This window comes from Serratia sp. Tan611 (assembly GCF_905188235.1).
GTDB classification, from domain to species: Bacteria; Pseudomonadota; Gammaproteobacteria; order Enterobacterales; family Enterobacteriaceae; genus Serratia_B; species Serratia_B rhizosphaerae.
The window spans coordinates 2,178,874-2,193,443 of record NZ_LR994655.1 but is presented as its reverse complement, the minus strand read 5'-3'; the positions used below and the strand labels follow the sequence as shown (position 1 = coordinate 2,193,443).

Below are 14,570 nucleotides of genomic sequence, written 5' to 3'. Positions count from 1 at the left end.
ACAACGATTGCGCTCAACGGAACTTCCTTCTCCGTGATATTTTATTTTATAATTCAATGATTTAATCAATGAAATCATATTATTGCCTGTTGAAAGGACGGCAAAGGATAATTAAAAATGCAGGATGGGTCTATGTTTATGCGGTTAACTGCGCGCTTCGTGAACGATTAATCCATAGTTCCCGTACGGGTTCAGCATAATCATGCACGGTTTACGCGAAAAACAGGGAAAGTATCAGGGAGAACCGGGCGAAGGCTGAGGCTGCTGATTTTTACGCCGGCGGTAACCCATTAGAACATCAGGAGAAAGAGCCGCGGTTTACTCACTGACGCGCGCGGCGCATCATCGGGTGGGCATATCCTTGACACGACGGCGCAGCGTCATACGCTCGCGTCGTCGTATGCAGGTAAGCATTAAGAGAATTTCAAATCTGCCAGGTGGCTATACGCAGTCTTGCTCACAGTCAGCGAGTCCCCACGCACGAACCTGAACTCGATAAAACGTACGCTGTCGCCGGTAATCTTCACGCTCTGGTAATCATTACCGACAAAGGCGCGCATCAAGGTATCCATCTCCGCTTTTTCGGCGGGGGTATAGATATCGTTATCCTGCATCACCTTATCTTCAAAACTCTGCGCATTGGCGCTATTGTCACGCGCATAGGCGATTTTTTTGCGCCGGATTTCCTTGTTGAACTCAAGCAGCGAGTTGTGCGTGGTGTTGTACATCTCCGCCAGGCTCTTCAGATAGCCCGCAATCTGGTTAACGGACTGGATCTTCTTGGTGACGAAGTGCGTCACCCAACCGGTGGCGCCTCCGGTGCCGGCCGTGAGCAAACTGCGGCCTAAAATACTGCCGGCGCCCCCCGCCCCCAGGCTAAACAGCATCGCGCCCGCAGCCACCAGCGTCGCGCCGCCGCCGGCTACCTTGCTGACGTTATCCAGATACTGGGCCTTGATCCCCCAGTTTGGCGGCATCATCGGCAACGAAATGCGGTTGTCGATATGTGAAATCGTGCCGCCCGGCCGGGTGCCGCCGCGCTCCCTGTCAGTGTTCTGCAGTTTATTAATCTTATCGCGGTAGTCATTCAGGGTGAAGGCGATCTGGCTTTCCGACACTTTGGTCAGTTTGGAAACCTGATCCGGCGTCATCGAACCGACGATTATCTGCGCTTCCCTCATGACCTCCGGGGTGAGGAAATTTGCATCTACGTTAAGTTCACCTGTAGGACTGACCGTTAACCCTGCTATTTCATGCGCTTTGAGAAATGCCATAACGACTCCGTTAAGCTGTCACAATCGACAGCCGGTTAATCAAACTTCTTTATTCTGTTTGATATCCCAGCCGGCAATGGAAGAAGGCCCTTTACCGCCGTCGGCGGTTTGCTCACTGTACTCCAGCGAAACCTTGCCCGCCTGGAACGAATACGCCATGCCCAGCGTGGCGCCGTAAGACTGGCCGATAAACTCGGTGGCGGTAAGCAGCACTTCTTCCAGCGTGATCTTGGTGTATTCGATTTCCTGGCCGCCTGATTTGCAGATGGATAATTGCAGTTTGGGAAGGTGTTTGCCGGTAGAACAGTATTTCAGCAGTGCGGGAGTGGATTTATCGATCAGCGCCTGGATGGTCAGGTCTTGGTAGTTGACTTTGCCGCTGCCTCCGCCGCCGCCTACGGCGACATTGCCCGGCTGCTTCGCGCCCCAGTTGAAGGAGACAACATCAATCCATTTGAGATGTTTGGCGTTTTTCGACTCGCCTTCAATACCTTCAACCTTTAAAAACATATCTATCGCCATAACATTTTCCACCAAAATAATGACAATTTTTTAATATATTAGCCTCATAATCGATATGCAACCCGGCAATTGGTCAAAATTTGACACGGGTATTCCCCGTGGCAATAGCGCGGGTGATTATCGGATTAACCTCAGCGGACAACGCCATAAAAAAGGCCCCTTACGGGGCCTGAACATTTATCGGTAAGCAATCGCCGTTACTTATGCGCGTCTGGATGATCCGGCACCGCAGCGCTGCCCATCTCTTTCTCATCGCGGATCATTGAGCGGTCCTTACGCACCGCGGCAACATCTGCAGCGCTGACCGCGCCGGCCTTGTTGCCCCAGCTGGTGCGGATAAAGTTCACCACGTCCGCCACCTGCTGGTCGTTCAGACGCCAGCCGAACGGCGGCATGGTGATGTTGGACACCGCGCCCTTCACCGCCGGCGTGGTGTTGCCGGTCAGCACGATATGGATCAGCGAGGTCGCGTCCTCAGTCTGCACCACCGGGTTGCCTTTCAGCGCCGGGAAGGCGCGCTTATAGCCCACGCCGTCGGTGCGGTGGCAGGCCGCGCAGTTATCCACATACAGCGCCGCTCCCGGCTTGCTGTCGTCGCCGCGCCACAGATCTTTGGCGACGCTGTCTTCCACCGGCGCAGCCTGCTGCTTACCGCCTTTCGGCGGCAGCGTTTTCAGGTAGCGGGCGATGGCAGTCAGGTCTTCGTCGCTGAGGTACTGCAGGCTGTGTTCAACCACATCGCTCATGCCGCCGAACACGATGGCCTTGTCGTTACGGCCGGTTTTCAGGAACTCGGTCAGCTCGGCTTCGCTCCAGCTGCCCAGGCCGTCCCTGTTCTCACCGCGCAGGCTGGAAGCCACCCAGCCGTCAATCGGCGCATTGCTGCCGGACAGGTAGTCGTCGCCCTCTTTCTCGTTCAGCGCCTTTTCCTGCATGGTAATGCTGCGCGGCGTGTGGCAGGCGCCGCAGTGGCCCAGCCCCTCAACCAGATAACGACCGCGCTCCACCACCGGATCGGCTTTCGTATCTTCGACAAAATCGGCCGGCGACGGCGCAAACATGCCGCGCCAGATGCTCAGCGGCCAGCGCATCGACAGCGGCCACGGAATGTCGGAATCTTTATTGGCCGCTTCCACCGGCTGCACGCCGTGCATAAAGTAGGCGTACATGGCGCGCATATCGTCTTCTTTGATCACCGCAAACGACGGGAACGGCATCGCCGGATACAGCGTACTGCCGTTTTTAGCGACGCCCTTGCGTACCGCGTTGTCGAAATCTTCGAAGCTGTAATCACCGATGCCGGTTTTCTTGTCCGGCGTAATGTTGGTGGAGTAAATGGTGCCGATCGGCGTCTCCATCGCCAGTCCGCCGGCAAACTCTTTGCCGCTCTTGCCGTTGGTGTGGCAGGCTACGCAGTCACCGGCGCGCGCCAGATACTCACCCCGCTTGATCAGCTCGCTGCTGACCGTGGCGTCCTGAGCGAACGCAGAGAAACTCAGAGCACTGGCGACCAGTGCGGGAATAATTGCTTTCATCATCAGCCGTCCTTATGCCTGCACCAGTGGGCCCGGGTTCTTCAGATACTGTTCGCGAATCGCGCGCGCAGACCAGTACGCCAGCGCCGCAACGGTGCCGGTCGGGTTGTAGCCCAGCCCCTGAGGGAAGGCCGACGCGCCGATAGAGAACACATTGTGTACATCCCAGCTTTGCAGGTAACGGTTAACCGCGCTGGTCTTCGGATCTTCCCCCATCACCGCGCCGCCGTTCATATGGGTGGTCTGGTAACTGGTGGTATCAAAGTGACTGTCGGCATTTTTCGGGCTGCCGATGATATGTTTCGGGTTCATCGCCTTGGCAATCGGTTCCATCTTGTTGAACATGAACTGCGCCATCTTGATGTCATTTTCCTGCCAGTCGAAGGTCATGCGCAGCAACGGCTGACCGAACACGTTTTTGTAGTTCGGATCCAGATCCAGATAGTTGTTGCGATAAGACTGGTGAGCACCGTGAGCATCCATCGATACGTGGTGGGTGTAAGAGTCCGCCACCGCCGCTTTCCACTCGCTGCCCCAGTTTGGCGTGCCGGCAGGCGTAGGGACGCCGGAGATCGGCTTGGTGCCCGCCTGGTTGACCCAGAACGGCGAGCCGCCGACAAAGCCTTCTTTCGCATGGTCGAAGTTGTCGGCGTTGAAGTCATCCACCCCGACGCCGTTGCCGCCCGCGCCGATAAACGGGTTGGTGTGCACATTCTTGTCGAAGAACGCCTTGATGGTGGTCATGTTCTGATAGGCGAAGTTACGCCCCACCACGCCTTCGCCGGTCACCGGATCGTACGGCTTGCCGATGCCGGACAACAGCATCAGATGCACGTTGTGGAACTGGAAGGCGCCCAGAATCACCAGATCGGCCGGCTGTTCCACTTCACGCCCCTGAGCGTCGACATAGGTCACGCCGGTGGCGCGCGATTTATCGTCGGTCAGGTTCACTTTCAGCACGTTGGCGTTAGTGCGCAGTTCAAAGCGTTTTTCCATCCGCAACGCCGGCAGGATATTCACGTTCGGCGAGGCTTTGGAGTACATATAGCAGGCATAACCGCTGCAGAAACCGCAGAAGTTGCATGGCCCCATCTGCGCGCCGTACGGGTTGGTATAGGAATCCGAGGTATTGGCGGACGGCAGGTTGTACGGGTGATACCCCACCTCGCGCGCGGCCTTTTCAAACAGCTGCGCGGAATAGGTGTTTTTCTGCGCCGGCAGCGGGAAGTCGTCGGAGCGATCCGGCGCAAAGCGGTTACCGCCCTTGCCTTCGCCGACCACTTTACCCTTGATTGACCAGGCGGTGCCGGAGGTGCCGAACACTTTCTCCGCCTTATCGAAGTACGGCTCCAGTTCGTCGTAGGTCACGCCGAAATCCTGGATGGTCATATCCTTCGGAATAAAGTTTTTGCCATAGCGTTCTTCATAGTGGCTGCGCATGCGCAGTTCGATCGGATCGATGCGGAAATGTACGCCCGACCAGTGCAGGCCGGCGCCGCCGACGCCGGTGCCCGGCAGGAACGCCGCCAGCTGGCGGTAAGGCACCGCGGTCTGGCTGCTGTTGTGGCGAATGGTGACCGTGCTTTTCGACAGATCCTGGAACAGCTTACGGCGAATATTGTAGGTCAGTTCGTCGATCACCTGCGGGTAAGAGCCGTCCGGATAGGTATCGCGCATCGGGCCGCGCTCCAGCGCCACCACATTCAACCCGGCTTCGGTCAGCTCTTTCGCCATAATGGCGCCGACCCAGCCAAACCCGACAATTACCACGTCCTTTTTCTTCATTAGCGTTGCCATTGTTATCCCCTTTCCCCACGAATTGATACCGGCGGGAAGGGATAACGTTCCCCTCGCTCAACCCAGTCCATAAAGTCGGCGCGAGCGCCCGGAAAATTAATCAGCTTCCAGCCGACCATGTCTTTATTACCGCCATGGATCGGATCGCTGAAGAAACCTTCACGAGTGTTTTGCAGCAGGTAAGAGAAAAACAGTTTGGACGGCAGCTGCTCGAACGCCGCTTTACCGGCTTCCATTTCTTGCAGCAGCGCATCTTTCTGCGCATCCGTCAGCTCGGCAAACACTTTACCGTGCTGTTTTTTACTGTAGGCGTCCGCCTCGGCGATGCCCAGGTTATAAATCTGCTTCGGCACCAGCGGCAGCTGGTAGCCCATCTCTTTCGGCACGTCAGGGTTGAATGGCCCCTGCATATACCAGATGGAGCCAGTAGCGTACGGCGTATTCATCTGACGATCGATAAACTCCGGCACGCCGGCTTCCAGCGCGCCCGGACCGCGATCGTCGGCCGGAATCAAACGCGCCACAGCGGCGTTGATAAAGGCCCACTCTTCAGGCGTGAAGAAGGTCGGTTGGTAGTCATTGTTTTTTGGTGCGTCATCAGCGGCAACGGCCGGTGCGGGAGCCGTCAGCGCGCCAACGCTGCTGCCACCGATCACCGCTGCAGGAATCAAGGTCACCGATTTCAATAAGAAATCGCGCCGAGAATTGTTAGTTTTATTGTCCGACATATCACATTCCATCCAAATATAATCACAACTATTTAACCTCAACCGTGCGGTTGATGCGGGTTTTAAAAATATTTTGTAACCTTTTTGTCTATTTATTGAAGGTCATAAAGTAAACTTTAGCAAAAATGTTACCGGTAACTTATTGAATGAGCGCAAAGAATTGCCTTATTGAACCGCATGAACTTTTCGTGCGGTTTTTTCATGATTCTCGGCAGGAATGATTAGAAATGGGAGCTTGGTCGCTTTTTTTAGCTACTAAAGGGAGAAAAACCGGTCACTTTGCAACCGGTTTGTAACATTTGACGCAGACTATTCCATCGCCTGATAGGCGGTGGTCACTTTCCACAGGTAACGCGGTGCCTGCGGCGCCGGATGTTTCTTTTGAATATGTTGGTAAAACTCGTCCGGAGTCAGTTGATTAATGCGGTTGACCGCCACACGCCGGTCCGAGGAAAACGTACGCAGCATGGCGCCAGCGCCGTTGGCGTAAGAGACGATGGTGGCGTACTGCCGGGTTTTCGGATCGTTGATCCCGGCCAACTGTGCCTGCAGGATATTGATATAGGCCGCGCCCAGATCGATATTCACCGCCGGATCTTTCAGCTCCCGCGAACTCGGCTGCCCGCGTCGCCCTTTCATCCGATAGGCGTCACGCCCGGCAGTCGACGCCTTAAGCTGCATCAGCCCTACCGCATTCGACTTGCTCACCGCCAGGGGATTAAAACCGGATTCCACCTGAATAATGGCTTTAATCAGGTTTTCATCAACGCCGTAATTGCTGGCGGCCTGGCGAATATAATCGCTGTACGCCACCGGCGTGCCGGTGTGGTTGCTCGCAGTCTGCTGCTGCGACGGCGGCTGCAGCCAGCCCCCGGAAGAAGTGCCGCCAACGCCCGTTGTGCTGTTGGTGGTCTGCGGGTCTTTCGCACAGCCCGCTAAAAGCGTAATTGCCATCAGGCAACCAATCTTGGTTCTCACGGAATCCTATACTCCTTTCAATGAGTTGCGTCGCATAAACAACGGGTAAGGACGCCTGCATCACTTTTTTGGTCTATTCTCAAGCTATCCATATACCAAGAGGTGATTTATGAGTCAATCGGCAACCACGTGTTTTGTGGTGACTTTTCACTATCAGGAAGCCGGATTAACCGATTTGGCGAAGCTGACCGGCCAGCTGACCCGGGAAGGTTTCACCACCACGGTGGTGGATGAAAACGGCGTTTCTCACGAGCTGGGCAGCAACAGCTATGCGATTATTACCGCGTTGAATCAACAGGATATCGAAAAACTGGCACAGGGGCTGGGGCAGGTTGCGTTGGGAAAAACGCCGCAGGTTAGGTTGCTCGTCTGGGATGAATATGTCAGACAGTTACATGAGGATACATAAAACCACCGCCGTTAATCCGATGAAAATAATCTGCCATCAGCGACACATGATGCTTGACTCGCGCCCAACTGATATTGATAATCATTTTCATTTAACTCACAGGGAGTCACCATGTCGCTGAAATATCACGTATCCCCCTTCTTGCGCCGGTTCGCCCGCGCCGCTACGCCGTTAACTCTGAGCGCCCTGCTGTGCGCCAGCGTCCTGCTCAGCCCCGCCGCGCTGGCGGAGAAAAAACTGCGCGTGGTGACCACCTTTACCATTATTCAGGATATCGCGCAAAACGTGGCGGGCGACGCCGCCGTGGTGGAGTCAATCACCAAACCCGGCGCGGAGATCCACGACTATCAGCCCACCCCGCGCGATATCGTCAAGGCGCAACACGCCGATTTAATCCTATGGAACGGTATGAACCTGGAGCGCTGGTTCCAGCGCTTCTTTGAAAATATCAAGCAGGTGCCCGCTGCCGTCGTCACCGAGGGCATCACCCCGCTGCCGATTCGTGAAGGACCATACAACGGTAACCCCAACCCGCACGCCTGGATGTCCCCCACCAACGCGCTGGTGTATATCGAAAACATCCGCAAGGCGCTGGTGAAATACGACCCGGCCAATGCGGAGACTTACAACCGCAATGCCAAAGCCTACAGTGAAAAGATCGCCGCGCTCGATGCGCCGCTGCGTGAACGCCTGGCGCGCATTCCCGCCGCCCAGCGCTGGCTGGTTACCAGTGAAGGCGCCTTCAGCTATCTGGCGAAAGATTATCAGCTGAAAGAGATCTATCTGTGGCCGATCAACGCCGATGAACAGGGCACGCCGCAGCAGGTGCGCCGGGTGATCGACGCGGTGCGCAGCCACCAGATCCCGGTGGTGTTCAGCGAAAGCACCATTTCCGATAAACCGGCCAAACAGGTCGCCAAAGAGACCGGCGCGCAGTATGGCGGCGTGCTGTATGTCGATTCACTCTCAGCAAGCAACGGGCCGGTGCCTACCTATATCGACCTGCTGAACGTCACCGTGCAAACCATCGCCAAAGGATTTAATCAATGAGCGCAGAGGCATTTATCCGACCAGCGCTGCGCGTCGACGATGTCACCGTGACCTATAACAACGGCCACACCGCCATTTACGACGCCAGCTTTACCCTTGACGGCGGCGCCATCTGCGCGCTGGTCGGCGTCAACGGCAGCGGCAAGTCGACGCTGTTTAAAACCATTATGGGGCTGGTGCGCCCCACCCGCGGCCAGGTATCGCTGAGCGACCAGCCGATCGCCGCAGCGCTGAAGAAAAACCTGATCGCCTATGTGCCGCAGACCGAAGACGTGGACTGGAACTTTCCGGTATTGGTCGAGGACGTAGTGATGATGGGGCGCTACGGCAAAATGAACTTCCTGCGTATCCCTACGCGGGAAGACCGGGAACGGGTTGCCAGCGCGCTGGAGCGCGTGGGGCTGACCGCCCTGCGCCACCGCCAGATCGGCGAACTGTCCGGCGGCCAGAAAAAACGGGTGTTTCTGGCGCGCGCGCTGGCGCAACAAGGCACGGTGCTGCTGCTGGACGAACCCTTTACCGGCGTCGACGTGAAAACCGAGAACGCCATTATCGACCTGCTGCGGGCGCTGCGTGACGAAGGGCACCTGATCCTGGTATCCACCCATAACCTCGGCAGCGTGCCCGAGTTCTGCGACCGGGTGATCCTGATCAACCGCACCGTACTGGCCGCCGGGCCGACGGCTACCACCTTCACCCAGAGCAATCTGGAACAGGCCTTTGGCGGCGTACTACGCCATATCAACCTCTCCGGCCCCGACCTGCACGACGACAACGATCCGCGCACCCTGACGGTACTGACCGACGACGAACGTCCGGCGGTGTTCTACGGCCACAGCAAAAGCGATCCGCCGGCCAAAAGCCAGCCGAAAGGGAAAGAGGAGCAACAGTCCTGATGTTGGAAATCCTGCTGCAACCTTTTAACTACAACTACATGGTGAAAGCCATCTGGGTCAGCGCTATCGTCGGCGCCGCCTGCGCCTTCCTGTCCGCCTATCTGATGCTGAAAGGCTGGTCGCTGATGGGGGATGCGCTGTCGCACTCGGTGGTGCCCGGCGTTGCCGGCGCCTACGCGCTGGGGCTGCCCTACGCTGCCGGCGCCTTCTTCACCGGCATGCTGGCGGCGCTGGCAATGACGCTGGTGCGCCATATCACCCGCCTGCGCGAAGACGCAATTATCGGCTTTATCTTCTCCACCTTTTTCGCCGCCGGCCTGCTGATCGTTTCTCTCAACCCAACCTCGGTCAACGTCCAGTCGATTATCTTCGGCAATATTCTCGGCATCGCCGATGAAGACGTGCTGCAGGTGGAAATTATCATCGGCGTATCGCTGCTGATCCTCTGTCTGCTGTGGAAAGATTTGCTGGCGGTGTTCTTCGACGAAAACCACGCCGTGTCCATCGGTCTGTCGCCGCTGCGGCTGAAAATTCTGTTTTTCACCCTGCTCAGCGCCTGCACCGTCGCGGCGCTGCAAACCGTCGGGGCGATACTGGTGATCGCCATGGTGATCACCCCCGGCGCCACCGCCTATCTGCTGACCGACCGCTTCAGCCGTCTGATCGTCATCGCCCTGTGCATCGGCGCGCTGACCAGCGCCGGCGGCGCCTACCTGAGCTTCTTCCTCGACGGCGCTACCGGCGGCGTGATCGTCACGCTGCAAACCCTGGTGTTTCTGCTGGCGTTCGTGCTGGCGCCCAAACATGGCCTGCTGGCGTCCAGACGCCGGGTCGCGCATGTCGACAACCATCAGGAGGAGGAGCCGTGATGGAAATACTCTATCAGTGGCTGAGCGAACCGTTCGCCTACCCGTTTATGCAACGGGCGATTATCGCCGCCATCGTCACCGGCGTCGTCTGCGCGGTGCTCTCCTGCTACCTGGTGCTCAAAGGCTGGTCGCTGATGGGCGACGCTATTTCACACGCGGTGCTGCCCGGCATTGTGCTGGCGTTCGTCACCGGTATTCCGCTGGCCATCGGCGCCTTTCTGTCCGGGATTTTCTGTGCGCTGGCTACCGGCTATCTGAAAGAGCACAGCCGGGTCAAAGAAGACACCGTAATGGGCATCGTGTTTTCCGGCATGTTCGCCTTCGGCCTGGTGCTGTTTTCACGGGTGGATACCGACCAGCACCTCAGTCATATTCTGTTCGGCAATATGCTCGGCATTACCGACGGCGAGCTGCGGCAAACGCTGTGGATTGCCGGCATCACGCTGGCGGTGGTGTTGCTGAAACGCAAAGACTTTATGCTGTACTGCTTCGATCCCAGCCACGCGCGCGCCGTCGGCCTGCCGGTCAAACTGCTGCACTATGGCCTGCTGTGCCTGCTGGCGCTGACCATCGTCGCCGCGCTGCAGGCGGTGGGGGTGATATTGGTGATCGCCATGCTGATTGCGCCGGGCATTATCGCCTTCCTGCTGTGCCGCAGTTTTGATCGCATGCTGTTGGTCGCCATCGTGGCGTCGGTCTTCTCCTGCGTACTCGGCACGCTGATCAGTTTTCAGATAGACGGCGCTACCGGCCCCTGCATCGTGCTGGTACAGGCGGTGCTGTTTGTGCTGGCGCTGCTGTACAGCCGCTGGCGTACGTTACGCCGTCACGCCTCCGCTACGTTGGAATCACCGCGCGCCGCGGAATAATGGTCTAATAAAAATGGTGATAACTGGCCCTTTCCCTGGGCCGGTTAAACCGCAAAATGGCGCTGTTCAGGTTTTGTTAACGTCGTGGAGCGCCATTGTATGAACAGCCAGACCAAACCGTTATCTGCCGCCGTCCCGCCTTCCGGCTGGGTTAACGGCTTTATCGGCATGCTGATTTTCAGCGGTTCGCTGCCCGCCACCCGGCTGGCGGTCTCCGCCTTTGATCCCCTGTTTCTCACCGCCATCCGCGCCGGCATTGCCGGCTGTCTGGCGCTGTGCGCCCTGCTGCTGACCAGGCAACAGCGCCCCGCACGCGCCGACCTGATCCCGCTGCTGTGGGTCGCCGTTGGCGTGGTCGCGGGGTTCCCCCTGCTCACCGCCCTGGCGCTGCAGCATATGACGTCGGCGCACTCGCTGGTTTATATCGGCCTGCTACCGCTGATGACCGCCTGCTTTGCCGTCTGGCGCGGCAGAGAACGCCCGAATATAAAATTTTGGGCCTTTTCCGTCGCCGGCGCCGCGCTGGTGGCGGCGTTTGCCCTGACCCACAGCAACGCAGGCTCCGGGTTCGGCGACCTGATGATGCTGGGGGCGGTCGCTCTGTGCGGACTGGGCTATGCCGAAGGCGCGGTGCTGTCGCGCCGCCTCGGCGGCTGGCAAACCATCTCATGGGCGTTGACGCTGGCGCTGCCGGCCACCATCCTGCTGACGCTGCTTTACGCTCCGGCCTCCTGGCCAAAAGCCGGCGCAGACGCCTGGCTGTCACTGGCCTATGTGTCTTTGTTCAGTATGTGGATCGGTTTTATTTTCTGGTATCGCGGGCTGGCGCAGGGCGGCATCGCCGCCGTCGGTCAGTTGCAACTGTTGCAGCCCTTTTTCGGCCTGCTGCTGGCGGCGCTGCTGCTGCATGAACAGGTACAACCGGCGATGATTGCCGTAATGGCCGGGGTGCTGCTGTGCGTCGTGGGCGCCAAACGCTTCGCCCGCTAGCGCCGCACACTCATCCGCACCGGCTGGCCGTCAGCAACAGGCTATTCAGCGTGATGACCGCTTGCTCCACCTGCCGGTCGCTGTAGCCGCCCAGGCCGAGAATCAACCCGGTACGTCCGCGGCCGGCGGCATACATCGACGACAGCGCCCGTACCGACACGCCGGCCTCCTGCGCCAACCGTTCGACATGCCGATCGTCCAGCCCGCGCCGCAGCCACAGCACCATATGCATGCCCTGATCGCAGGGCTGCAGCTCCGCCAGTTCGGCGTTAATATGCCGGCCGACGGCGTCGATCACCACCCGCCGTTTTTCCGCATACAGACTGCGCATCCGCCGCAGGTGGCGCGCCAGATGCCCCTCCGCCATAAACTGCGCCAGCACGTACTGGTCAGCATTCGGCGGATGCCTGTCCATCAAAATACGCGCGCCGCAAAATGCGCCGACCAGCAGCGGCGGCACGATGGCATAACCCAGTCGCAACGAAGGAAACAGCACCTTACTGAAGGTGCCCAGATAGATAACGCGCGCCGGATCCTGCCCTTGCAGCGCAGGAAAGGGATGGCCGTCATAGCGCATCTCGCTGTCGTAATCGTCCTCCACAATCCAGGCGTTAGTTTCACGGGCCCAGGCCAACAGCGCGCTGCGCTGCGCCATACTCATCGGCATTCCCAGCGGGTACTGGTGCGAAGGCGTGACAAACGCCGCCCTGGCATCGGGCGCCATCATCCTGCCGGTGGCGACGTCGATACCGTCTGCGCCGACCGGCACCCGCACCATCTGCCGGTCGCGCAGCGCCGTCGAGAACAACGCGGTCACACCGGGATAGGCAGGATCCTCGACCCAGGCGCGATCGCCGGCATCCAGTAAAATTTGCGCCGCCAGATACAAGCCCTGCTGGGTGCCGCAGGTCACCACAATCTGTTCCGGCGTACAAATTACCGAACGCGACTGACGCACATACTCACAGATTGCGCGACGCAGCGGCAGCGCCCCCAACGGATCGCCATAGCCATCCGGCGCGCCCGGCCCGCGCGCGCGCACCCGGTTGCCAAGTCGACGCCAGATATCCCCCGGCGCCGTATCACCGACAGGCAGCGACACGGTAAACGGAGCAGGCAACAGCGGTTTCAAACCACCGGCAAAGCGGGCGAACGCCTGCGCCTGCTCAGAAAGCGCCGGCTCGCCGCATTGGGCGCCAGGCAACACCGCCGATGCCGGCGGCGGCGAATCAATCGGCGCCACGCGCGTTCCCGACCCGGCCAGTGCCGTCAGTACGCCTTCGGCGATCAGCTGTTCATAGGCGACGGACACCGTACCGCGCGACAGACGCAGCGCCACGGCCAGCGCACGCGTAGAAGGCAGGGGATCGCCCGCCTGCAGCTTCCCCTGCCGCACCGCCGTCCTCAGCGCCTGCGACAGCTGGCGGCTAAGTGACCCGGCCTGCCGATCAAGGGGGCCGATAGCAGGGATTTCAATAAGTTTGGCTTTGCGTGGCATCGCGATAACCGTCTGAAAAAACACCGCGTCAGTATAGCCCAGCCGCCATACCCGACGCGGACAAAAATCCCACAGCGGCGAACTGTATTTAAATTAATCAATAGCGTATATACTTTGAGCTGATGGCGGGCGGTAAAAACCGGAGAAAGATTAATGCCGGCTGTGCGCCACATCGAGTTTTCACGCCGTTAAAGACGCTAAGCTATTCAAACAGCAGGCAACACAGAGGGGGGAATACCATGTGGCAAGCCGTTAGCCGTCTGTTAAGTGAACATCTTGGCAGCGCAGAAATCCGCGAAAGGACTGAACTGCCCGGTGGCGAAATCCACCCGGCATGGCGCGTGAGTTACGGTGACAGCGAGGTGTTCGTGAAAAACGACGCCCGTGAGTTACTGCCTGTTTTTACCGCCGAAGCCGATCAGCTGGCGCTGCTGGCCCGCAGTAAAACGGTGCGCGTACCGGAAGTGTATGGCGTGGGCAGCGATCGCGACTACAGCTTTCTCCTGCTGGAGCATCTGGAGCTCAAACCGCTGGAAGCGCACGGCGCCTACTGCCTGGGACAGCAGTTGGCAAACCTGCACCGCTGGAGCGAACAGCCGCAGTTCGGCCTCGACTTCGATAACCACCTGGCCACCTCACCCCAACCCAACGCCTGGCAGCGTCGCTGGGCGGAATTCTTCGCCGAACAGCGCATCGGCTGGCAGCTGCAGCTGGCGGCGGAGAAAGGCATGTCCTTCGGCGATATTGATGAGCTGGTGGATATCGTCTATCTGCGTCTGCAACACCACCAGCCGCAGCCCTCACTGCTGCACGGCGATCTCTGGCCGGCCAACTGCGCCATGACCCGCGACGGGCCGGTACTGTTTGACCCCGCCTGTTACTGGGGCGACCGGGAGTGCGATCTGGCGATGCTGCCGCTCTACCCGAATCTGCCGCCGCAGATCTACGACGGCTACCAAAGCGTCTGGCCGCTGCCGACGGACTTTATCAAGCGTCAGCCGCTGTACCAGCTCTACTACCTGCTCAACTGTAGCAACCTGTTCGGCGGGCAACATCTGGTGGCGGCGCAGCAGGCCATCGACGCACTGCTGCATCCGCAGGACGCCTGACGTAAAACGGGGCCTTCAGGCCCCGTTTATATCATCACTCTTCCGT

At 58.8% G+C, this 14,570-nt stretch carries 14 protein-coding genes; 7 read left to right on the top strand and 7 right to left on the bottom strand.

Annotated features, from left to right (window positions below; all coding sequences use genetic code 11):
• Positions 1-413 precede the first annotated feature (413 nt).
• The 6 genes from TAN611_RS10375 to TAN611_RS10350 all read right to left on the bottom strand — a co-directional run bounded on the left by TAN611_RS10375 (position 414) and on the right by TAN611_RS10350 (position 6,834).
• Positions 414-1,274, bottom strand: a complete 861-nt coding sequence (locus TAN611_RS10375; protein WP_203067666.1) for a hypothetical protein — start codon at positions 1,272-1,274, stop codon at positions 414-416.
• A gap of 39 nt (positions 1,275-1,313) precedes the next feature.
• On the bottom strand, positions 1,314-1,796 hold the full coding sequence (locus TAN611_RS10370; RefSeq protein WP_105230853.1) for a type VI secretion system tube protein Hcp: 483 nt from the start codon (positions 1,794-1,796) through the stop codon (positions 1,314-1,316).
• A gap of 197 nt (positions 1,797-1,993) precedes the next feature.
• A complete protein-coding gene (locus tag TAN611_RS10365) occupies positions 1,994-3,331 on the bottom strand; it encodes a cytochrome c (RefSeq protein WP_111738070.1) in 1,338 nt (445 codons plus the stop codon).
• A 12-nt stretch (positions 3,332-3,343) separates the two neighbouring features.
• Positions 3,344-5,128: a GMC family oxidoreductase gene (locus TAN611_RS10360; protein ID WP_105230852.1), complete on the bottom strand. Its 1,785-nt coding sequence runs from the start codon at positions 5,126-5,128 to the stop codon at positions 3,344-3,346.
• Positions 5,129-5,130: 2 nt separating this feature from the next.
• Complete coding sequence (locus tag TAN611_RS10355) at positions 5,131-5,856, bottom strand: gluconate 2-dehydrogenase subunit 3 family protein (RefSeq protein WP_105230851.1); 726 nt, start codon at positions 5,854-5,856, stop codon at positions 5,131-5,133.
• A gap of 309 nt (positions 5,857-6,165) precedes the next feature.
• Complete coding sequence (locus TAN611_RS10350) at positions 6,166-6,834, bottom strand: transglycosylase SLT domain-containing protein (protein ID WP_105230850.1); 669 nt, start codon at positions 6,832-6,834, stop codon at positions 6,166-6,168.
• Positions 6,835-6,943: 109 nt separating this feature from the next.
• Between TAN611_RS10350 and ghoS the strand changes: the two genes are divergently transcribed.
• The 6 genes from ghoS (at position 6,944) to TAN611_RS10320 (ending at position 11,917) form a co-directional block, all read left to right on the top strand.
• The gene (ghoS, locus tag TAN611_RS10345) at positions 6,944-7,243 is read left to right on the top strand and encodes a type V toxin-antitoxin system endoribonuclease antitoxin GhoS (protein ID WP_105230849.1); all 300 of its coding nucleotides are present in this window, start codon (positions 6,944-6,946) and stop codon (positions 7,241-7,243) included.
• Between the two features lie 111 nt (positions 7,244-7,354).
• Positions 7,355-8,293, top strand: coding sequence for a metal ABC transporter substrate-binding protein (locus TAN611_RS10340; RefSeq protein ID WP_105230848.1), 939 nt, complete (start codon positions 7,355-7,357; stop codon positions 8,291-8,293).
• Positions 8,290-9,189 (top strand): manganese/iron ABC transporter ATP-binding protein, encoded by a 900-nt coding sequence (locus tag TAN611_RS10335; protein WP_105230847.1) that lies wholly within the window; start codon positions 8,290-8,292, stop codon positions 9,187-9,189. Before TAN611_RS10340 ends, TAN611_RS10335 begins: the two co-directional genes overlap by 4 nt.
• Positions 9,189-10,058: an iron/manganese ABC transporter permease subunit YfeC gene (yfeC, locus tag TAN611_RS10330; RefSeq protein ID WP_105230846.1), complete on the top strand. Its 870-nt coding sequence runs from the start codon at positions 9,189-9,191 to the stop codon at positions 10,056-10,058. The genes TAN611_RS10335 and yfeC overlap by 1 nt, the downstream gene beginning before the upstream one ends.
• Positions 10,058-10,927 carry a metal ABC transporter permease gene (locus TAN611_RS10325; protein WP_203067665.1) on the top strand — a complete coding sequence of 290 codons (870 nt, stop codon included), beginning with the start codon at positions 10,058-10,060 and terminating at the stop codon, positions 10,925-10,927. Before yfeC ends, TAN611_RS10325 begins: the two co-directional genes overlap by 1 nt.
• A gap of 99 nt (positions 10,928-11,026) precedes the next feature.
• A complete protein-coding gene (locus tag TAN611_RS10320; RefSeq protein ID WP_105230844.1) occupies positions 11,027-11,917 on the top strand; it encodes a DMT family transporter in 891 nt (296 codons plus the stop codon).
• A gap of 10 nt (positions 11,918-11,927) precedes the next feature.
• On the opposite strand, the gene TAN611_RS10315 is transcribed toward TAN611_RS10320, so the two are convergent.
• The gene (locus tag TAN611_RS10315; RefSeq protein WP_105233290.1) at positions 11,928-13,415 is read right to left on the bottom strand and encodes a PLP-dependent aminotransferase family protein; all 1,488 of its coding nucleotides are present in this window, start codon (positions 13,413-13,415) and stop codon (positions 11,928-11,930) included.
• Positions 13,416-13,654: 239 nt separating this feature from the next.
• On the opposite strand from TAN611_RS10315, the gene TAN611_RS10310 reads away from it, so the two are divergent.
• The gene (locus TAN611_RS10310) at positions 13,655-14,524 is read left to right on the top strand and encodes a fructosamine kinase family protein (RefSeq protein ID WP_203067664.1); all 870 of its coding nucleotides are present in this window, start codon (positions 13,655-13,657) and stop codon (positions 14,522-14,524) included.
• The last annotated feature ends 46 nt before the right edge of the window (positions 14,525-14,570 follow it).

Coding starts and splice junctions, on each gene's coding strand:
- TAN611_RS10370 (WP_105230853.1), bottom strand. CDS start 1,796: ATGGCGATAGATATGTTTTTAAAGGTTGAAGGTATTGAAGGCGAGTCG.
- TAN611_RS10325 (WP_203067665.1), top strand. CDS start 10,058: ATGGAAATACTCTATCAGTGGCTGAGCGAACCGTTCGCCTACCCGTTT.
- TAN611_RS10335 (WP_105230847.1), top strand. CDS start 8,290: ATGAGCGCAGAGGCATTTATCCGACCAGCGCTGCGCGTCGACGATGTC.
- TAN611_RS10375 (WP_203067666.1), bottom strand. CDS start 1,274: ATGGCATTTCTCAAAGCGCATGAAATAGCAGGGTTAACGGTCAGTCCT.
- TAN611_RS10340 (WP_105230848.1), top strand. CDS start 7,355: ATGTCGCTGAAATATCACGTATCCCCCTTCTTGCGCCGGTTCGCCCGC.
- TAN611_RS10310 (WP_203067664.1), top strand. CDS start 13,655: ATGTGGCAAGCCGTTAGCCGTCTGTTAAGTGAACATCTTGGCAGCGCA.
- TAN611_RS10360 (WP_105230852.1), bottom strand. CDS start 5,128: ATGGCAACGCTAATGAAGAAAAAGGACGTGGTAATTGTCGGGTTTGGC.
- TAN611_RS10355 (WP_105230851.1), bottom strand. CDS start 5,856: ATGTCGGACAATAAAACTAACAATTCTCGGCGCGATTTCTTATTGAAA.
- TAN611_RS10315 (WP_105233290.1), bottom strand. CDS start 13,415: ATGCCACGCAAAGCCAAACTTATTGAAATCCCTGCTATCGGCCCCCTT.
- ghoS (WP_105230849.1), top strand. CDS start 6,944: ATGAGTCAATCGGCAACCACGTGTTTTGTGGTGACTTTTCACTATCAG.
- TAN611_RS10320 (WP_105230844.1), top strand. CDS start 11,027: ATGAACAGCCAGACCAAACCGTTATCTGCCGCCGTCCCGCCTTCCGGC.
- yfeC (WP_105230846.1), top strand. CDS start 9,189: ATGTTGGAAATCCTGCTGCAACCTTTTAACTACAACTACATGGTGAAA.
- TAN611_RS10365 (WP_111738070.1), bottom strand. CDS start 3,331: ATGAAAGCAATTATTCCCGCACTGGTCGCCAGTGCTCTGAGTTTCTCT.